Annotated in this window: 21 protein-coding genes; 7 read left to right on the top strand and 14 right to left on the bottom strand. The window is 40.8% G+C overall.

Annotated features, from left to right (window positions below; genetic code table 11):
* Positions 1-188: 188 nt before the first annotated feature.
* The 5 genes from B4A24_RS11385 to B4A24_RS11365 all read left to right on the top strand — a co-directional run bounded on the left by B4A24_RS11385 (position 189) and on the right by B4A24_RS11365 (position 6,304).
* Complete coding sequence (locus tag B4A24_RS11385) at positions 189-1,085, top strand: efflux RND transporter periplasmic adaptor subunit (RefSeq protein ID WP_293945019.1); 897 nt, start codon at positions 189-191, stop codon at positions 1,083-1,085.
* A gap of 101 nt (positions 1,086-1,186) precedes the next feature.
* On the top strand, positions 1,187-1,378 hold the full coding sequence (locus tag B4A24_RS11380) for a hypothetical protein (protein ID WP_293945017.1): 192 nt from the start codon (positions 1,187-1,189) through the stop codon (positions 1,376-1,378).
* Positions 1,379-1,450: 72 nt separating this feature from the next.
* The gene (locus B4A24_RS11375; protein WP_293945016.1) at positions 1,451-4,603 is read left to right on the top strand and encodes an efflux RND transporter permease subunit; all 3,153 of its coding nucleotides are present in this window, start codon (positions 1,451-1,453) and stop codon (positions 4,601-4,603) included.
* The gene (locus B4A24_RS11370) at positions 4,600-6,066 is read left to right on the top strand and encodes an efflux transporter outer membrane subunit (protein WP_293945015.1); all 1,467 of its coding nucleotides are present in this window, start codon (positions 4,600-4,602) and stop codon (positions 6,064-6,066) included. Before B4A24_RS11375 ends, B4A24_RS11370 begins: the two co-directional genes overlap by 4 nt.
* A 25-nt stretch (positions 6,067-6,091) precedes the next feature.
* Complete coding sequence (locus B4A24_RS11365; protein ID WP_172394512.1) at positions 6,092-6,304, top strand: DUF6965 family protein; 213 nt, start codon at positions 6,092-6,094, stop codon at positions 6,302-6,304.
* A gap of 17 nt (positions 6,305-6,321) precedes the next feature.
* On the opposite strand, the gene B4A24_RS11360 is transcribed toward B4A24_RS11365, so the two are convergent.
* From B4A24_RS11360 to dinB, 7 genes are all read right to left on the bottom strand, one after another.
* A complete protein-coding gene (locus B4A24_RS11360) occupies positions 6,322-6,693 on the bottom strand; it encodes a response regulator (protein WP_293945014.1) in 372 nt (123 codons plus the stop codon).
* Between the two features lie 251 nt (positions 6,694-6,944).
* Entirely contained in the window at positions 6,945-7,148 is a 204-nt protein-coding gene (locus tag B4A24_RS11355) for a YwbE family protein (RefSeq protein WP_104382499.1), read from the bottom strand.
* A 243-nt stretch (positions 7,149-7,391) separates the two neighbouring features.
* Complete coding sequence (gene rseP / locus B4A24_RS11350; RefSeq protein WP_293945011.1) at positions 7,392-8,717, bottom strand: RIP metalloprotease RseP; 1,326 nt, start codon at positions 8,715-8,717, stop codon at positions 7,392-7,394.
* Between the two features lie 15 nt (positions 8,718-8,732).
* The gene (locus B4A24_RS11345) at positions 8,733-9,890 is read right to left on the bottom strand and encodes a 1-deoxy-D-xylulose-5-phosphate reductoisomerase (RefSeq protein WP_293945009.1); all 1,158 of its coding nucleotides are present in this window, start codon (positions 9,888-9,890) and stop codon (positions 8,733-8,735) included.
* A 15-nt stretch (positions 9,891-9,905) separates the two neighbouring features.
* Positions 9,906-10,712, bottom strand: a complete 807-nt coding sequence (locus B4A24_RS11340) for a beta-carotene 15,15'-monooxygenase (RefSeq protein WP_293945007.1) — start codon at positions 10,710-10,712, stop codon at positions 9,906-9,908.
* A gap of 154 nt (positions 10,713-10,866) precedes the next feature.
* Positions 10,867-12,993 carry a S9 family peptidase gene (locus tag B4A24_RS11335; RefSeq protein WP_293945005.1) on the bottom strand — a complete coding sequence of 709 codons (2,127 nt, stop codon included), beginning with the start codon at positions 12,991-12,993 and terminating at the stop codon, positions 10,867-10,869.
* 130 nt (positions 12,994-13,123) lie between these two features.
* Positions 13,124-14,224: a DNA polymerase IV gene (dinB, locus tag B4A24_RS11330; protein ID WP_293945004.1), complete on the bottom strand. Its 1,101-nt coding sequence runs from the start codon at positions 14,222-14,224 to the stop codon at positions 13,124-13,126.
* 338 nt (positions 14,225-14,562) lie between these two features.
* On the opposite strand from dinB, the gene B4A24_RS11325 reads away from it, so the two are divergent.
* Positions 14,563-14,967, top strand: a complete 405-nt coding sequence (locus B4A24_RS11325; protein ID WP_293945002.1) for a hypothetical protein — start codon at positions 14,563-14,565, stop codon at positions 14,965-14,967.
* 26 nt (positions 14,968-14,993) lie between these two features.
* Here the strand turns inward: B4A24_RS11325 and B4A24_RS11320 are convergent, their stop codons facing one another.
* From B4A24_RS11320 to B4A24_RS11300, 5 genes are all read right to left on the bottom strand, one after another.
* Positions 14,994-15,947 carry an exonuclease gene (locus B4A24_RS11320; RefSeq protein WP_293945000.1) on the bottom strand — a complete coding sequence of 318 codons (954 nt, stop codon included), beginning with the start codon at positions 15,945-15,947 and terminating at the stop codon, positions 14,994-14,996.
* A gap of 4 nt (positions 15,948-15,951) precedes the next feature.
* A complete protein-coding gene (coaE, locus tag B4A24_RS11315) occupies positions 15,952-16,533 on the bottom strand; it encodes a dephospho-CoA kinase (RefSeq protein ID WP_293944998.1) in 582 nt (193 codons plus the stop codon).
* Positions 16,534-16,541: 8 nt separating this feature from the next.
* Complete coding sequence (locus B4A24_RS11310) at positions 16,542-17,492, bottom strand: CdaR family protein (RefSeq protein WP_293944997.1); 951 nt, start codon at positions 17,490-17,492, stop codon at positions 16,542-16,544.
* A 181-nt stretch (positions 17,493-17,673) separates the two neighbouring features.
* Positions 17,674-17,973, bottom strand: coding sequence for a hypothetical protein (locus B4A24_RS11305; RefSeq protein ID WP_293944995.1), 300 nt, complete (start codon positions 17,971-17,973; stop codon positions 17,674-17,676).
* A gap of 117 nt (positions 17,974-18,090) precedes the next feature.
* Complete coding sequence (locus tag B4A24_RS11300) at positions 18,091-18,216, bottom strand: hypothetical protein (RefSeq protein WP_293944993.1); 126 nt, start codon at positions 18,214-18,216, stop codon at positions 18,091-18,093.
* Between the two features lie 427 nt (positions 18,217-18,643).
* On the opposite strand from B4A24_RS11300, the gene B4A24_RS11295 reads away from it, so the two are divergent.
* Complete coding sequence (locus B4A24_RS11295) at positions 18,644-19,279, top strand: hypothetical protein (RefSeq protein WP_293944991.1); 636 nt, start codon at positions 18,644-18,646, stop codon at positions 19,277-19,279.
* 139 nt (positions 19,280-19,418) lie between these two features.
* Here the strand turns inward: B4A24_RS11295 and yajC are convergent, their stop codons facing one another.
* Both yajC and B4A24_RS11285 read right to left on the bottom strand, forming a co-directional pair.
* Positions 19,419-19,739 carry a preprotein translocase subunit YajC gene (gene yajC / locus B4A24_RS11290; RefSeq protein WP_120258318.1) on the bottom strand — a complete coding sequence of 107 codons (321 nt, stop codon included), beginning with the start codon at positions 19,737-19,739 and terminating at the stop codon, positions 19,419-19,421.
* A 25-nt stretch (positions 19,740-19,764) separates the two neighbouring features.
* Entirely contained in the window at positions 19,765-20,226 is a 462-nt protein-coding gene (locus B4A24_RS11285; protein WP_293944987.1) for a DUF1573 domain-containing protein, read from the bottom strand.
* Positions 20,227-20,230: the final 4 nt, after the last annotated feature.

Below are 20,230 nucleotides of genomic sequence, written 5' to 3'. Positions count from 1 at the left end.
TGATACCTCCTGAAAAACAACGACTTAAAGCTAAAATAATATATACTTGATTATTAATTGAACTGTTATTAACTATAAATTGAAACGTTAACAAATGTTAATTTGCACAATAATTAAACTATTTGGCGTTATATGTTGTAATAGTATTATTACAAATAGCACATATATCATAAATTTAATCAAGCATTGTGAAGAAAAAAACATTATCTATTTTCAGCGTCTCCTTATTGATTTGTTCAGTCTTAGCCACCCAGGTAAGTTGTTCTTCAAGTTCCTCCAAAGAAAATAATGTCAATGAAAAACCCGTAGCCTTACCAGTGTATACTGTTGTAAAATCAGATGCGACCACGATCAAAGATTATTTGGGTACCATCGAAGGAAAAGTCAATGTAGAAGTCAGGCCGCAGGTTGAGGGCTTATTGCAAGAAATCTATGTCGATGAAGGATCTTTTGTACAAAAAGGACAAAAGCTATTTAAAGTAGATCCTTCTACTTATCAAGAAAACCTTAACAATATGGTTGCTACGGAACAGGTTGCGCGGGCCAAACTAAAAAATGCGCAGTTGGAGGTAGACCGTTTGAAGCCATTGGTTCAAAATGACGTCATTTCAGATGTAAAACTGGCCTCGGCCAAATCTGACTATCAAGTCGCCAAAGCAACCTTAGATCAGGCCATAGCTGCTGTACGATCCGCACAGATCAGCAAAGACTTTACCATCATTACCGCTCCTGTAAGTGGGTATATCGGAAGGATACCAAAACGTGTGGGCAATTTAGTATCCAAAGGTGATAAGGAGCCCCTCACCTACCTTTCCGATATCCAAGAGGTCTATGTATATTTTTCGATGAACGAATCTGATTTCCTATATTTTTCAAAAGCACAGGCAAAAAAAGACAGTGTTGAGGGCAAGAAGTACAACCACAACCAAAAACTGGTTTTCCCCCAAGTCACATTAGTTCTCGCAGATGGCGAAGAATATGCAAAGAAAGGAACTGTCGATGCCGTCAATGGACAAATCAACCGAACCACCGGCGCGATTTCTTTACGTGCAACTTTTCAGAACCAAGACAANNTACATTTTTAAAAAAAAAAAAAAATTTTTTCGTTAAAGGAAGAGGGGTAACAAAAAAAATTGCCGAAGTAAAAAAGAATGTTCTCCAGATCCCACAGATTGCCATCAACGAATTGCAGGATAAAACGTTTGTCTACATATTAGACAAAAACAATAAAACGCAACGGCGGAATATCCAACTTTCGGGCAAAAGTAAGGGCAATTACATTGTGGCATCAGGTCTAAAGGAAAACGACCGTATCATTACCAGCGGATTTGACAAACTAACCGATGGTTCGATGGTAGCCCCTATTCCACAAAAATAATTAACGCACTCTTCACGTATTTATGGCAGCCTATTTTCAGGTTTGCCCTTGGTATGTCTAAAATTCTTATGTATGTTAAAAACCTTTATAAATAGACCTGTTTTAGCGACGGTCATTTCTATCATTTTAGTCATATTGGGTTTGGTGGGGTTGAAATTACTTCCTGTATCCCGCTTTCCTGAAATCGCACCGCCGAGTGTCCTGGTATCACTGAGTTATCCGGGTGCCAACGCGGAGACGGTAGCAAAAAGTGTTTTACTGCCCATTGAAGAGGCCATCAACGGTGTTGAAGACATGACGTACATTAAATCTTCTGCCTCCAATTCTGGTTCGGGAAGTGTATCCGTCTATTTCAAAACTGGAACAAATCCAGACATTGCCTCAGTGAATGTGCAAACCCGCATTTCAAAAGCCATTAGCGCTATTCCTGCCGAAGTAAATGAGGCCGGGATTACCGTTATGCCACGTCAGACGGGGGTTATCATGACCATTAATCTCTATTCAGATCATCAAGATAAGGCCTACGACGAGACTTTCTTGCAGGCCTACGCACAGATCAATCTCATGCGGCCCTTATTGCGTGTCGACGGGGTAGCGCAAGTATCCCGTCTCGGTGCAAGGGATTATGCGATGCGGCTTTGGCTAAATCCTGAAAAATTAGCACTCTATAATTTGGTTCCCCAAGATATTATGAACTCCATCAAAGATCAAAACTTTGAAATCGCTCCGGGTAAATTTGGGGAAACTTCTGACGAAGCATTTGAAACCGTGATTCGACACAAAGGGCGCTTTACAACCCCCGAAGAATTCCAGCATATTGTCATCAAGACAAACAATGATGGGTCGGTCCTCTACCTAAAGGACGTTGCGCGGGTAGAATTTGGCGCAACAAATCTCAGTAGCGACAATAAAGTTAATGGTCATCCCGGGCTGACCCTCAATCTGACACAAACCAGTGGTTCTAACGCCCACGATATAGATATTGCCGTCCGAAAGGTACTCGAAGAGCAAGCTAAGACATTCCCTAAGGGATTACATTATGAAGTGACTTACTCCGTGCGTGACCAGATTGATGAATCCATCAATCAGGTTGAACACACCCTTTTCGAAGCATTTATTCTGGTATTTATCATTGTTTTCATCTTCCTACAAGATTTTCGGTCTACCTTGATTCCAGCGATTGCAATACCCGTTTCTTTGGTAGGTACTTTCTTTTTCCTACAGCTGTTTGGCTTCTCGCTCAATGTATTGACGATGTTTGCCTTGGTGCTTGCCATTGGTATTGTTGTGGATGATGCTATTGTTGTTGTGGAGGCGATACATGAGAAAATGCACAGCACAGGATTAAAACCTAAAGCAGCAACATTATCGACAATGTCAGAAATTACCGGTGCGATACTGTCCATTACCATGGTCATGGCAGCCGTATTTTTGCCTGTTGGCTTTATGGAGGGACCTGCTGGTATCTTTTACCGACAATTTGCTTATACACTGGCAACTGCGATTTTAATATCGGCATTAAATGCATTGACATTGAGTCCTGCCTTATGTGCACTCCTACTCAAAGCCCCAAAACATCAGAACGAAGAAAAACATAAATCCAAAATTAATCAATTCAAAGATCGTTTCTTTAAAGCATTCAACACTTCTTTTGATCATCTGACTGCCCGGTATGTATCCATCGTGCAGTGGTTGATTAATCACAAAAAAGTAGCCTGGATAGGTTTGATATTGATTACCGCAATCGGAGTCGTTTTGATGGTCAAAACGCCAAAGAGTTTTATCCCAACAGAAGATGATGGATTTATCACTTACAACATCGCGCTGCCTCCAGGAGCCTCGCTAAGCCGGACGACAGAAGTCCTCCATCGTGCCGACAGCATACTGAAAAAAAGAAAAGATATTGAAGGAATGACAACGGTATCTGGATTCAACGCCTTGGATGGTAGTTCAAGCCCTGCATTTGCTGCAGGTTACATTACACTTAAGCCGCATGCTAAGCGCGAGCATATTAAAAATATCAATGCTTTTATGGACACCATCAGGAATGATTTGGCTCAAATTAATGAGGCTACGTTCACAGTCTTCCCAAGACCGACCGTACAGGGATTTGGTGATTTTGCGGGCATTGAGATGGTTTTACAAGATCGCATGGGCGGTGACGTAAGGGACTTTAATACCATTGCGGATACTTTCATTAGCCAGTTGAATACCCGTCCGGAAATCCGGAGCGCTTACACCAGCTTTAAATCCAATTTCCCACAATACGAGGTGAACATTGACGCTGTAAAAGCGAAATCACTTGGCGTTGAGATCAAAGATCTCATGTCCACGATCCGCTCCTATTTTGCACGGGTACAAGCCAGTGACTTTAATCGTTTCGGTCGTCAATATCGTGTCTACGTGCAGTCGGATTTTGACTTCCGTAAAGACCCCGAGTCTTTCAATTCAATTTTCGTACGGAACAACAAAGGTGAGATGGTACCCATCAACACCATATTGACATTAGAAAAAACGGTTGGGCCCGAAACCATCACCCGGTATAATCTATACAATGCTATTTCAGTCAATATAACACCGGCTGAAGGATACAGCACCGATGACGCCATGCAAGCGATCCAAAAGCTAGCTGACCAGGAGCTCCCCGGCAACTATGGCTTTGAATGGACGGGAATGAGTTATGAGGAGAGTCAATCAGGCTCACAGACCATCCTGATCTTTGCACTAAGTATCTTGTTTGTTTACTTTCTGCTCGCTGCACAGTATGAAAGCTATATTTTGCCTTGGGCGGTTTTGTTGTCAATACCTGTGGGTTTGATCGGTGTTTTTTCAGTGATCAATCTTGTCGGCTTGCAGAATAACATCTATGTACAGGTGGGCTTGATCATGCTGATCGGCCTATTGGCTAAAAATGCAATCCTCATTGTCGAGTTTGCCATCCAAGAGCGCAAAAATGGGAAAACCATTGTCGAAGCGGCAGTCAGCGGCTCAAAATTAAGGTTAAGACCGATTTTAATGACCAGTCTCGCATTTGTTGCAGGTCTCGTTCCATTGATGTGGACAGTTGGCCCCTCGGCTATCGGTAATCACTCGATTAGCTTTAGCGCCGCGGGCGGCATGCTGCTAGGCGTTGCGTTTGGCATTTTTATTATTCCGGTACTCTTTGTTGTCTTCAAAGGTTTGGATGAGAAATTACAGGATAAATTAGCTAAAGAAGAAGAATGAAGAACATAAGAAAATACATTTCAGCACTATGTGTAGCTGCGGGCCTATTGATATTAATGAATGCCTGTAAAGTTGGCAAAGACTATGTTCAGCCCAAGCTAAAACTTCCCAACACCTTCCGTGGTGATACACTGGATTATTTTGGTGATACGTCAAGCATGGGTCTTATTCATTGGAAATCGTTTTTCCATGATCCCACCCTCAAACTGCTAATCGACTCTGCTTTAGCCAATAACTTCGAGATGAAAACTGCATTGCTCAATCTTCAAATCTCCACGAGGGTCTTGGCACAGAATAAATCGAACTATTTACCAAGTGTCAATGCAACCATTGCCAATGGCAGCCGTACTTGGCGATCCAAAGATTTTGGAAGCGGGCCATTGACAAAATACTATGAGCGTAAGGGCGAAAAAGCAAGGGAAAATATGTTTGTTTACCAATCTCAATTTGGATCAGATATCAGTTTTAGCTGGGAGATAGACATCTGGAAAAAGATCAGCAGCAAACAAGAACAACTCCTTGCTGAATATTTGGATACACAGGAAGCGAAAAATGCAATTCAAACCAATATCATCACTGCTGTTGCCAAAGGTTACTTCAATCTTTTGATGTTAGATGCCAAGATTGAAGTGGCCAAACGCAATGTCCAATTGAATGACAGTACATTACGCATGATCAAACTTCAATACAATGCCGGTGAGATTACAGCGCTGGCCATACAACAAACCGAATCGCAACGCTTGCTTGCCGCCTCGCTCGTACCAGAATTGGAAAAGCAGATTGTAATTCAAGAGAATGCACTTCAGACGTTAACTGGAAGACTTCCGGATAGCATCAGGCGCGGGACTTCATATGAACACCTTTTTGCTGAAAGCAAAGACATCTCACTCGGTTCACCCATCGAAATTGTAAGAAATCGTCCAGATATACGTTCGGCCGAGTTTCAATTGATGGCCGCTAATGCGAACGCCAATATTCAGCAGGCTATGCGTTATCCTTCGCTCAACATCGGTGGAGTATTGGGGGTAAACGCTATGCTTCCCAGAAATTGGTTCAATATCCCCGGCGCTTTATTAGGTGGCATCACTGGCAATCTGACCACACCCATTTTCAAAAACAAAACACTAAAAACAGAATATGAAGTTGCTAGACTGGAACGAGATAAGGCCGAAATCCTGCTTCAACAGAAAGTGGTTGAAGCCGTTGCTGAAGTCTCCAATGCTGTAGTAACCGTCGACAAACAGCGTGAACAGCTGGAACTGGCAAGGCAAAGAGTGGATAATGCGCACCTCGCGGTGAAGAATGCAAATCTACTCTTCAAAAGTGGTTATGCAACTTACCTCGAGGTGATCACCGCTCAGAGCAATGCCCTGGATAGCGATTTAGACCTTGTCGAATTACGCCAGCAGCATTTGGATGGCTTCGTGGACCTCTACCGTTCTCTAGGTGGCGGTTGGAGATAATGATTTAAAAAGCTATTTTTGTCTTATGACACCAGAAGAATTACAAGAATATTTTCGCTCTCGGGAGCTACCCAAATCGCTGGAAATACAACAAGATATGCAAGTTTTTGATGTAGAACGATTTATCAGCACGAGTTTTATTCATGTTGGACTATGGAAAAAAGATCTGAGCAAATGCCCCGCATGGGTCAGGCTCCTAAAGTTTAAAGAAGCTTTGGAAAATAACGAAAAAGCCTAACAAATTGTTAGGCTTTTTTATGCATTTAACTGTTGCAGCAATTCAGCCATCTCCTCCTTCGAAAAGATCTGCTCGGCGCCTCCCGCCAACATTTCAATACGTTCGATTTCATCACTACTCGAGGTCAGGCCAAATATACGAATGGAAGGAAATTTATCCCTGACTATTTTTGCGGTTTCGATACCGTTTAAGATCGGCATGTGCAAATCCAGTATACACACCTCTGGTAGTGCTTTTTTATGTTCAATCAGATAGTCGATGAGATCTCTGCCGTTGGAAGCGCAATACACTAATTCCAAAGAATGGGATTGGGCCATAGCCTTCATCATCACATGATGGATCATCGCATCATCTGCGTAGACAATCTTACATTTACTTTTGGTATCCATTCGAAAAAGATGTCATGCTACTAATTAATACAATAAAATTCTATAAATACGTAATAAAATAAAAAAACTGGAAATAAGTTAGCAAGAATTATGTTAATATGCAAACCTTATTTAAAAAAATACATTGTAATTCGCTTATAACAGAGTTCAGATCGAATAAAAAAGAATATCAATAGGTAGAAATTGTCTTTGGGACATTATATTCAGATCCTTGCACTTGTTGACAGATTTGATTTAACGATATAATATCGTTAAAAGTCATCCTCAATAATTTCGGCCACTCGCCCCACCTGGCCATCAGTCAGTCTTACTTTAATACCTCTGGAATGATAAGATGAAGATGTCAATAAATCTTTTACAATACCTTCTGTAAGATTTCCACTACGTTGGTCTTTTTTTAAAATAATATTGACCAACATTCCGGGCTTTACGTCTGCTCTATTTCTTCCGTCCATGTTCAAATGTAAGAAATAAAAAAGGAGTTTTCCAAAAGAAAACTCCCCTATTTTTTGTTGAATTATTGATTCTCCTCTCTACTCTATGAGCGTTGAGGCCATCGAGACGATGGATTTGATCCATGTTTTTTGTTTTCAACAATTCGCCTACACGATTCGATATCAAGTTGTCGCGCGTACAATGATCGTATCAATATTCATCTTGTACTAGCGAATATGCAAGACAATATTGTACCACTTAGGTTATTTGAACAACTTAAAAATATCATTTCCAAATATAAATACCATGAGCCCCAAAAGGATAAAGAATCCCACCATTTGTGCCTTTTCAAGAAATTTTTCGCTCAAAGGTTTGCCTTGGATCATCTCAATCAATAAGAACAAGACGTGACCGCCATCCAGTGCCGGAATAGGCAATAAATTCATAAATGCAAGTGCCATTGAAAGCATCCCGACCAAAGACCAAAAACGAATCCAATCCACTTCGGTACCAAACAAGGTAGCAATACCAATAGGACCAGATAGTGCTTTATCCGCCCGTACCTCACCTTTGAAAATTTTCCCGAAACCCTTGGCATTATCCGTAATTACCGTAAATGCTTTCTTAGCACCGATCGGAAAAGCCTCCATGAGGGTATAATGTGTTGTAAACGATTTAATTGAATAATCATGATTGATACCAATACCTAACATAGCATCCGCTGGTACAGTACCTTGCAAAGGAACCTCAGCTCCAGCACGATTTACTTTAATGACAACAGCTTTATTGACATTTGCTTTAATTAATCCCCTAAACTGATCAAAGAAAGGTACCTGAATATCGTTTACGGCAACAATGCTATCCCCTTTTGCAAAGCCCATTTTGTTGGCCACTGATCCAGGGGCCACTTGCGCCACGCTTGTTGTTTTCACACGTGGTTCAATAAACTTTTCTCCTTTTTTATCTGACAAAGTATTCAGTAAGTCTGCTGGTACCTTAATTTCTTTTGTTGCACCATCACGTTCTATCGTAAGGGCTACACCGCCCATTATCACTTTCGAACTGATTAACTCGGAGTAGTTTTCCACGCGATGTCCGTCGATAGCAATAACTTTATCACCTGCCTTAAGACCAATGGATTCACCAATAGATCCCGGGACAATACCGTTCACGAGCTGATCCATCCTGATATCTGTATTGCCCATTTTAAAGGTCAACATCCAAAAAACCAGGATACCCACGATAATATTAACAATAATACCGCCCAGCATCACGATCAAGCGTTGCCATGCGGGTTTCGAACGAAACTCCCAAGGTTGAGGTTCGCCTTTCAACTGTTCCGTATCCATTGACTCGTCGATCATGCCGGCAATCTTCACATAGCCACCCAAAGGTAACCAGCCAATACCGTACTCACAGCCTTTATAATTGAACTTAAACAATTTCACTCCCCAGGCATCAAAGAATAAATAGAATTTCTCCACTTTAATTCCAAATGCACGTGCTGCTAAAAAATGTCCTAACTCATGTAGAACAATTAAAATTGACAAGCCTAAAATCACTTGTCCGACCATAATTAAAACGCCCATGTATGCTTTCTATATTTAATCTTTGATTATTTCTTTTGTTATCGACCGTGCTAAGCGATCAGTCTCCAAGTAGTCTTCTAATGTCGGATTGGCTATAAATCCTACCTTCTCCAGTGTACGCTCGATGACATCGCTCATTTCCAGGAATCCGATCTTATCGGCTAAAAAAGCGCCTACAACTACCTCATTTGCAGCGTTCAATATACAAGACTTATTTCCGCCAGCACGAAGCGTTTCATAAGCCAGCGCCAAGTTCCGAAATGTTTCCCGATCCGCTTTTTCAAAATGTAGCGTTGGATAGTCCATAAAATTGAACCGCTCAAAATTATTTTCGAATCGGGCAGGATAAGTCAAGGCATATTGAATAGGCAATTTCATATCCGGAACCCCCATTTGTGCTTTCATGGAGCCATCCTTAAATTGGACCAGGGAATGTACAATCGACTCTGGATGTACAATGACATCAACCTGATCGATCGAAAGATCAAAAAGCCATTTCGCCTCGATCACCTCAAGACCTTTGTTCATCAAAGAAGCGGAATCTATAGTGATTTTGGCCCCCATAGACCAATTGGGATGTTTTAACGCTTGCACTTTCGTTACATGCAGCAACTCTTCTCTTTTTTTTCCGCGGAAAGGCCCCCCAGATGCTGTCACATAAATTTTCTCAATGGGGTTTTGGTCTTCACCGACCAAACATTGGAAGATGGCCGAATGTTCAGAATCTACAGGTAACATGCTTACACCGTATTCTTTGACCAGAGTCATAATCAACTCGCCGGCCACCACAAGGGTTTCTTTATTGGCCAAAGCAATATCTTTTCTGGATCGGATGGCTACGACTGTAGGTTTTAAACCTGCAGACCCCACAATAGCATTTAACACAATGCTGATCTCGGTATATTGCACCACTTCAATCAATCCCTCCTCACCGTATAAGACAGTCGTCTCCTGAGATGCCAAGGCCTCTTTAACCTTTTTATATTCGATCGGATCGGTCACGACGACCGATTTTGGTTTAAACTCTAACGCCTGTTTGATCAACAGCTCGCCGTTGCTGCCGCAAGTCAAAACAACTGCTTCAAACTTATCCGGAAAGGCTCTAATAACATCCAAGGCTTGTGTGCCGACACTACCCGTTGCCCCTAAAATGGCAATTCCTTTTTTACTCAAAACCTTCTCTCTTTATTAAAATATATTATTCAAAATCTTTGGATCCTCCCCACCGTGGTAGTCCGACATCATCTCCCGGTAAGCAACCGAAACAACAATACAGGCCAAAGGTACCACCAAGAATGAACTCACAAGGTTCAAAATAATAAAAATTATGTAATATTCTAAAAAATTAAAATACATCTGCAATAATTGAAAAAAAGCAAATACCGCCAAGATCAATAATAATTTGAATACATTCCCCTTGGTCAGCGCAAAACTAAACCGTAGTGACTTAAATGTTCCCGCATGTTTATCAATGATAAAGAAGGGATAAAATGCCACACGAATAATCAATATAAAAGTCAATACTGCTGCGATGAAAACCACAAAAACAGTAAACTTACCCATGAGTTCAGCACGATTTTCTCCATTTTCAAATATATACAGAAACGGAAGCGATACGGCTCCCAATAGTAATAATAGTGCAATAGAAAGTACCATAATACTTAACATCGCACCAAAAAAATAGATAAGCTCCTTGCTGCTAGGGATACAATGGATCAATTTTTTATCCTGATTGCCATCGATTAGATTGAGAATGTATTTGAATAAGGTGAGATTCAGCCCAAAATACATCACCATGAAAAAGAAGGCCATAAAACCACTCAATACCACATTGAAATCACTGATCGTGGTGGCCAAAAAATTGGATAAACCAGAGGTTATAAACAGTAAAAAACAAAGGCCGGCAACAGAAAAATAATGCTTTTTAAGTAGCTCCAACGATTTATTAAAAACTTCATTTACGGCAAAAGTACTTTCCTTTAGGAATTGAATCATTTTTTCTTTAAATAAACTTTTACAAAGATGCCATTATTTTTAATTTTCAACAATTTAGCCTGCTATAAAATTGATATTTTTTATATTTTTTTCAATAAAAAAATCCCTTATCCTAGCAAAAGATAAGGGATTTTGAAGAGAACCGTAGCATTTACTACTTAAACTCTTTTGGAAGAGGTTTCTCTAATAGATATTGATAGTAGAAACGTGCACGCTCATTAAAGTCATATTTACTTTTTGAACGGTCAAATCCGTGGCGGCTGCCCGGATAGATCATCAATTCAAATGGCACGCTTCGATTCGTTAATTTATCCACCAGCTGCGTGGTATTCTGCAAATGCACATTGTCATCCATATCACCATGCATGATACGTAATACACCTTTGTAATTGTTGGTATAGGTCAATACTGACCCGGCTTTATACCCTTCAGGATTATCCTGCGGCGTATCCATCCAACGTTCGGTATAATGCGTATCGTAGAGTTCCCAAGAGGTCACAGGCGCACCGGCAATACCAAAGTCAAATACATCAGCTGCTTTGGTCATCGCTAGACAAGTCATGTAACCGCCATAACTATGACCTGTAATCAATACTTTGTTTTTAGCAACCCAAGACTGCGATTTCAGCCATTTTACGATAGTGGAATAATCGATTATTTCCCAATGCCCTAGGTTACGGTGCATATAAGCAACCCCTTGTTTACCAAAGTGACCAGACGCCCGGTGATCCGCTGAAACCTGGATAACACCCTCATTCGCCCAATACTGATTGCCGGTACCTTTCCAGGTATCCTTTACTGTACCCGCATCAGGACCTCCATAAATACTAAAAACAACAGGGTACGTTTTGGATTTGTCGAAATCGGTTGGATAGGTAATCGTCAGCGGCAGATCAAAAAGACCATCATCTGATTTGATATGCAAATACTCCGTTTTCCCATAAATATATGAATCAAAGTCCGCAGCTTTGCTATTCGCCAATTGGCGCAGCACTTTACCTTGATTATCCACTAACGCAAAACGGTCCGGTGTACTTACATTGGAATATCGGGTGATAAAATACTTGCCATCAGGCGATACGTTGACATCATGTGAATATTCACCAAAGGTCAAACGCTTCAGATTTTTACCCGAATAATCTACACGATATAGATCAAAACGTGCGGAATTTTCCTTACGCGCTGTAAAATAAATTACTTTATTTTTCTCGTCTATCCTTTTGATCTCAGTCACCTGCCAATCGCCTGATGTAATCGGATTCACCAATGTCCCATCCAACTTATACAGGTAATAATGTGCCCAACCGGTTTTATCCGATTTTAAAATATAATATTTATTGTCAGCAAGGTACGTAATGCGCTCATCATGATCCAAATTGATCCACGAAGGTTGGTGTTCATCGTAAATCTCCTTTTTTACCCCTGTATTCGGATCGACCTGATAGAATTTCAGGTTATTCTGATCCCTGTTCATCCATTGGATCATTACATTTTTACTATCAAATGCCCAATAAGGCTGGCCGAAATACTGATCATCCTTTTCATTAAAATCCGCCCAGGTTACCTTACCGCCGTTCAATTGTACAATCCCCACTTTAACCTCAGGATTAGGGTCTCCCGCCTTCGGATAACGTGTTTCTTCGAGATAACCATGTTGCCCTTTGGATGAATAAATTGGAAACATCGGCACCTTGGTATCATCAAAACGCATAAAAGCGATCATTTTGCTATCTGGCGACCACCAAAAGGCTTTATAATTTGTCGAGCGGCCCAAAATCTCCTCATAGTAAACCCACGAAGACCAGCCATTATAAATCACATCGGTACCGTCGTTCGTATACTGAAATTCTTTTCCGGTATTCACCTCAACACTATATAAGTTACTTTTACGTGTAAAGGCCACATATTGACCGTCTGGAGATAAAGTAGGATTTTGTTCAGCAACCTCAGGTGAATTAGTCAGTTTTTTCGCTGCACCGGAGCCATTTTTGATAAAAATATCATTTTGCTCAACATAGACAACTGTCCCTTCCTTGGCAGGAATCGTATAGATACTTCTCTTCCCCGATTTGACGTTGACCTGATAGAGTTGACTATCGTTGACGTCATTTTCAAGATAAGCGGTTCCATCCGCCCAGCCCGGATATTGATTTGTGCGCACGGTTAAAGACTGCTTCTGTCCCCAGGATTGCGCAAAATCCAATTTCTTCTGCGCAAAGGTCAGATCATGCACAAAAAACACAATAGATGCACCTAAGAGCACTCTTGATACTGTATTCATTAATTCTTGGATATGTTTATTAATTATTTCAGCTAAGATAAAGAATTGTGGTAAATAACCACGATTTTACCTGTAACAAGCTTATTCAAGCCAACACATCGTTGACAGCCCCAAATAGTAGTCAATTTTATTACGAACCATACTGCTCAAAGAGAGCAAGCTGAATACCTTCTTTTGGAAAATCCGCCTCATCCACGAAATTAGAAACGGAAACTCCCAGTAACCGCACTTTATTAGCTAAGATAATCTTACTTAAGAGGCTATGGGCTGTTGCATAGATTTTTTCTTCCGAATCAAAACTGGTATCCAATGTAACGCTTCTTGTTAGCTGAACAAAATCTGCATACTTTAGTTTCAATGTCAGCGTCCTGCCCAAGATTTCCTTTTTTCCAAGGCGCTCCCAAAGCTGTTTGCTCAGTCTTTGAAGAATAGCGTTCAATTCTTCAAAGGTTTCGATGTCCACCTCAAACGTATCCTCTATACCAACCGATTTACTACTTCGATTTGGAGTCACAGGCCGGTCGTCTATGCCCCGGACTATACGGTAAAAAAAATGCCCGGTCTTACCAAACCAACGCACCAAATCATCCTCACGCTGTTTTTTAAGATCCATACCTGTAAATAAACCCAACTCGTGCATTTTCTTGGCAGTCACTTTTCCCACGCCAAAGAATTTTTCCACAGGTAGGGACTCCATAAATTTCAGCACCTTGGAAGGGCCTATAAATGTCAGACCATTGGGCTTATCCATATCGGAGGCAATCTTGGCGACAAATTTATTAACTGAAACTCCCGCAGACACGGTCAGGTTAAGTTCTTCCTTGATTGCACTTTTAATCGCTTTGGCGATGTCGATAGCTGAACCGATTCCCTGTTTGTCTATCGTAACGTCCAAAAAGGCCTCATCGAGTGACAAAGGCTCAATTAAATCCGTATACCGCTGAAAGATCTCCCTAATTTGATAGGAAACTTGTTTATACACATCAAATCGTGGGCGGGTAAATATAATCTGCGGACAAAGCTGAAGCGCTTTTCGGGAACTCATCGCTGACTTTACGCCAAATTTACGCGCTTCATAACTAGCTGTCGCCACCACCCCGCGCCCGTCCGGTGAGCCACCCACAGCGATAGCTTTGCCCCGATATTCCGGAAAATCCCGCTGCTCCACGGATGCATAAAAAGCATCCATATCCAGGTGGATAATTTTACGATATGATTGGGACGAATCCATTGTTCAAATTTACAAAAATTAGCAAGAATCACTAAAATCCGCAATGAAATACTAACATCATTAGTTCGTTAAACCGATTATCAGGCAGTTAATATTTTAAGCCTATACGCTTAACTTTTTCCACCTTATTTTTTCTTTGACTATAATTGGCCGAATTCTTGTGTATGATGAATTTATAAAGGCTGTGACAGAGCTCCAATATCAGTTGACAACAGTCTTGAACCTCCATATGGCTACTTATTTTCCAGAAAAATTAAAAAGCAATACGGATATTTTGAGCAAACGCAAACTTGAATACGTAAAAAGAAACAATATAACAAACACTAGTGTAAAGAATCATGGAAAATTTACCGGAACAAAAACGGACTAAATCAGGCTTTAAGAAATTTCTATTTGTCCTATTACTCTTTTTGTTAGTAGGCTTTGGGTCTTATGTTTATTGGAAATACTATTATGTCTTTGGTGAAGGCGTAAAATCAGGCTATTTAAATTTTGCTGTTAAAAAAGGTAATATATTTAAGACGTACGAGGGTAAACTCATCCAAGAAGGATTTGGTCGCGCCAAAACCGGTGGAATTGCCAGCAATCAATTTGAATTTTCTATTGAGGATGATTCGATATTTCGCCAACTGGAACTGAATAGCGGTAAATATTTTGACCTTCGTTACAAAGAGTACCATGGGGCACTGCCCTGGCGGGGCAATACAGTTTATGTAGTCGACAAAATCATTAACATGAAATAAATAAAGGAGGGGTATCCCCTCCTTTATTATTCGGAAAGCACATCTCGCACCGTTAACTGTTCTCCAAAATAACTTTTAAGTATTGTACCGTCGCCATGCAATGTCCAGACTTCCCGCGGCGCTACCATTTTTATATAATGAAGGATATCATTCCAGTCTACATGGTCTGATATATACAATTCGATATCATTCTGAGCTTGTAGCCGTTTCCATCCAGAAGCAAAGGCTCGCAATACTTTTGTCGCTCTAAAATAACTGTTGAAGGTCATGGGCGGTACCAGGTAAACCTTATTCTGCTCCCCCTGTTTCATTTCCCTGCGGTTGTAAGGCTCATAACTCATTTTTTTAAGTCCATGTTCATCATACAACCGATGGTAAGGTAATATTCCGCTGTGTACCAGCACCCTTCTTTCTGGGCAATACCTATTAATCAGATCGGTCACCCGTTGTGCTTTACCCAGTACATAGGTTCCCAACAGGATATTGCTCGCATGTCCCTCCAGTTTCTTGATCTCAGCAATAGGATCGGGATGGATGATCTCGGGGTTTGCGAATGTACTCTCGGTGATCAACACATCGGCCTGCCGCACTTCGATGGCTTCACAGGTCTCATCAGGCTGCAATTTATAGTCGCCCGTATATAAATAACGTATACCTTTATATTCCATTAAGATCTGCGCCGAACCCAATATATGGCCAGCTGGTAAAAAAGTGATTTCGACCATACCTATTTTAAAGGAGCTATTAAATAATTTTATCTGATAGGAATCCTTACGGTTTTGCTTATAGCGGTAATTCATAAACAACGCAGTCCCATTGGTACAATAGACATAATCGTGCCCCGAGCTGGCGTGGTCACCGTGGGCATGAGATACCACATTATGTGCTACGGGACCACCCGCATCGATAAAAAAGTCGCCATAACGGCAATAATACCCTTCCGGTTTTCTGACCAAAAAGTCAGACAATATGATAGACATATATTTATTTTAGAAATTTTTGATGCAATGTCCATACTTGCGGTAGTAGTGGAGTGATTCCATCGTTAACGATGACGAAGTCCGCGAGCTGCAATTTTTCCTCGTCAGACAATTGTTTGCTGATACGTTCCCGTACCTGTTGTTCGGTGACGCCATCCCGCTTAATGACGCGCTGTATACGAACATCCATTGGGGCTTTAACCAATATGGTATAATCCAGTTCTTTGTAGGAACCACTTTCGAAAAGTAGCGCAGCTTCTTTTAGCGAATATCGTGATGTTTGCCGCTCGGCCCAATCTTTAGCTTCCTGAATGACAATCGGGTGTACAATACCGTTTAATAATTCCAGTTTTTCCTTGTCCGAAAAAACGATAGCTGCCAGGAATGTCCTGTCCAATTTACCATCCTTGTAAGTAGCCTCGCCAAACAGCTCGATTAACTGTTTTTTGATCCGTGTATCGGAATTCATCAACCTTTTGGCTTCTTCATCCGCGTTATAGACAGGCACCCCCAAGGCTTCAAAAAGCTTAGCAAGAAATGTTTTTCCGGAACCGATTCCTCCTGTTATTCCTATTTTCAAACCCATTTTATCCCCTATTTTCGTACAAAGAAGTCCACATTTTGCGGCACAACACTGATAATCTTACAATAATCCGGCACCTTAGTCAACAGGATCGGCAAATATTGTACTTCGTTTTTTTCCCAGTCTGCCAAGTCTACCACAGCCTCAAAATCGCGGGATGTATAATTATTATAATCTTTAACCGACATCAGTACAGTAATCACCACTTTACTTGGGCTGGGTCTAACGGAGCTATAACGTTGTCCATTTTCAACCTTCACAGGTAGTTCAATAACTTTCTCAGTCAACTCGCCTACTGGCATCAATACTTCCACAGAAGTAGGATATACGTTGATGTTTCCTTTTTGGTTACGGGCAAGATTGGCCACAGTGCGTACATCAGTCTCCACCTCTTTTCCGCGAACAGTATCTGTTTCCCAATATTCTATCGTGGAAACATCCTCATATGGCCCTGTAATAGTCACATATGCAGGTGTCACCTTGGTATCTGCGATAAAACCATAACCCTTTTTGAACAAGATATTGGACAATGGTTTTACAGGAACCTTGCGCTGTGTTTGTTTTGAGAAATCGAAAAACAAGGTATCCGGGCTCACAGAAACGACACGTTGTTCATGCGGAAATTGACGGTTAATAAATCCCAATTGATTGGAAAAGACAATCCAATCTTTTGTTTTCAGTGAACTGAGATCGACCTGCACTTTTGGTGTCTCTAAGGCGGCCTTAGAAAACAGGAACTGCCAGCCCGTCATCTCGAGCTTTACTTTGACGGTATCGGATTGTTGTGGATGAAAAGCACGTTTTTCCGGCAAATTGACATATTCTATCGCAGCCTTAACAGATACCGTATATTGATTGGAAATTGAAAACAGTAACCAAGCGAGCAACGAAATTCCAACACAGCGCACAAAGATATTGATCTTGCGTCGTTGGGTCTTATTTAGTCGAACTGCGTTTGCCATGCTACAAACTTAATCAATTTGCGTAAAAATAAGTTCAAAAGGAATTAAAAATCCGTATTGCGCTACCTATAATAGCAGCCATAGCTGTTCAAAATTTATAGACCATTTGACACTGTAGGACAAAATCAATCGGATTTAATAGAAACAAATGAGATCGTCATGCGATAAACTAATTTAACGATTATTCAGATTCGCTCAGGTACTGGTGCAAGACAAGATGCTCCTTCCCGCTGATCTTTAGTAAGGTACCTTCCTTCATCAGCTGTATTTCGTCACTGATGTCCATGACGTCACAATAAGAATGATCAGCAATCAGTATCCCTTTATATTGTCTCATATAAGAAAAATGCTCCTTAAACAATTCGACATATAATGGGCTTAACCCTACAAAAGGCTCATCAAGCAGTGAATAACTCGCTTTGGAATATAAGATCAAAAGATCTTCAATTAACCGAGCAAGCCCAAGAGAGAGGCTGCTCATATCGCTCAACGAAATCCACCGCCTCCCACAACAAGCAAATTGTAACCAATAAATTGAACAAGATAACGAAACTAAAGAATTGAAAAGAGAGCTTTATCATTAATTATCATCGGTTGTCTAATGCATCCAATAATACAACGATCGGCCAAGTATTTCCCCAAAAAGCATCCCCACTAACAACAAAACAACAAGGATCACCAATACCGTCAGTCCCTTTTCCCGAGTATCAATATTTATCTTCATAATTGATTTATGTTAAGTCTTTAAGTTACAAAAAATTATTTTAAATAGTAACAGATCAATTCCGCTTCGATTGACAATTCAACACATTTTTTAAAAAATATTGACCATAAGTGATGTGAATCTGAAAAATGCAGCTACGTCTGCAGCACAGGAATGAGTGCCTTTTTACCGAGCTGGGCTAGATTCGGGGATCTTCTTCACAGTGTGCGGAACAAAACTATAATTAATTCATACCAATTCCTATATTAACAGGGATATTACAGGGGGTTAACAGGGGTATAACAGGGGTATAATTAGGATAAACCCCTGTTATACCCTTGTTAATACTATGTAAAATTAGTGTTACATCCTTTTTATTTGAGAATTTGGTATTAACTTGGTAATAAGTTGTGTACCAACGATTATAAACCAATGGAAAGAAACGACTATGGCGATTTTACAAAACGGCCCCAATGGCCCTATTACCGGAAAATTCGGTTCTGTCAGTGCTTATATATTGAATGGCCAAAATATTGTACGCGGCCCTAAAAGAAAACGTACATCCCCGCCCAGTGAAGCAGAACTCCTCAACAGAAAAAAGCAAAAAGTTGCCGGGCGATTTGCCGGAGACAATCGAGCAATATTTGATTTTGGTTATCAGTCCCTCACAGAAAAAGGCAGCCGGGTCGGCGCATTCCAATTGGCTCAACGTCATATTTTCAAAGAAGCCCTCGAATTAGATTCGGAAAATAGCCCTTTCGTCAACCCTGAAAAGCTACTTGTATTTGCGGGACAGCTAGCCCCGTTGACCAATTGTCAAATTAGCCTTTATGGCGATGTGATCGATCTTACATGGACGCCCAATGTGCTATATGAAGATAACATATACAAAATCAATATCGCACTGATCGGTTTGTATGGAGAGTCTCATTTGAGAACTTCAATCGCCGAAGTAAAGCAGGGGGCCTGCTCATTACAATTTAATGGAATAAGCCGGAAAAACTGTGATTACCATGTTTATGCAGGTGTATGGGATACGTTGCACGATAGTTTTTCAAATTCCATCTATTGTGGAGTAATATAACATAAACAAACTAAGCCGCCAACAAAAGATGTAAACTAGCCCCGACACAACAACAGCATCGCACAGTGCCACCTTCAAAAAGGATGAAATAAAAAAGCCAGTCCCTTTTGGAGACTGGCTTTCAATTTTAAGAAAAACCTTATGAAGCGCTCTTCTCTGTTGCGTTTGCAGCTTTTGAAGCATCCAAAGCAATTGCAGACTTGTCAAAACGAATTCTTACGCCTGAACCAACGTCTACTAAAAAAGTAGTATCAGATACCTCTACGATACGCCCGTGGATACCTGCTGTCGTAACGACTTTAGAGTTGACGCCCAATTCTTCAATATATTTCTTATGATCTTTTTGCTTCTTCATCTGCGGTCTGATCATGAAGAAATAAAATACCACAATGATCAAAACCATTGGTAAAAAACTCATCATGCTACTCCCTCCCGCTGCTTGTAATAATACTGTATTCATCTGTTATATATCGTTTAATAATGTGTTATTTTGCTAATACTTCACCCTTTAGCTGGACGGTCGTCATACTATTGGAAGCATTCGATTGGATCGTGATGATCTTTTGCTGCTTACCAACCTGCCCTTCACTATTGAAAGTAACCTGGATATCCGATGTTCCTCCCGGTAAAATAGGGCTTTTTGAAAACTCTGGCTGCGTACAGCCACAAGATGCAGTCACTTTGGATAAGATAACCGGCGCATCACCTGTGTTCTTCAATACAAAAGTGTGCTTCACCTGTGCACCTTCTTTGACCTGCCCAAAATCAAAGGCCGATTCTGCAAACTCTACTTTACCCAGTTGCGCCGCTGCTTTAGAAAGACTATCTGTCGCTACGGTTTCAGTCCCTGTTTTAGCAACCTCAACTTTTCCGTTTTGGGAATTTCCACAAGAAAAGAAAAATACCGATGCCAAAGCTAAAACTGAATATTTACTAAAGTTTTTCATTTGT

The sequence above is a fragment of the Sphingobacterium sp. UBA7249 genome (assembly GCF_002472835.1).
In the GTDB taxonomy this organism is placed as follows: domain Bacteria; phylum Bacteroidota; class Bacteroidia; order Sphingobacteriales; family Sphingobacteriaceae; genus Sphingobacterium; species Sphingobacterium prati.
The sequence above is the reverse complement of the archived record's forward strand: the minus strand, read 5'-3'. Positions and strand labels throughout refer to the sequence as shown.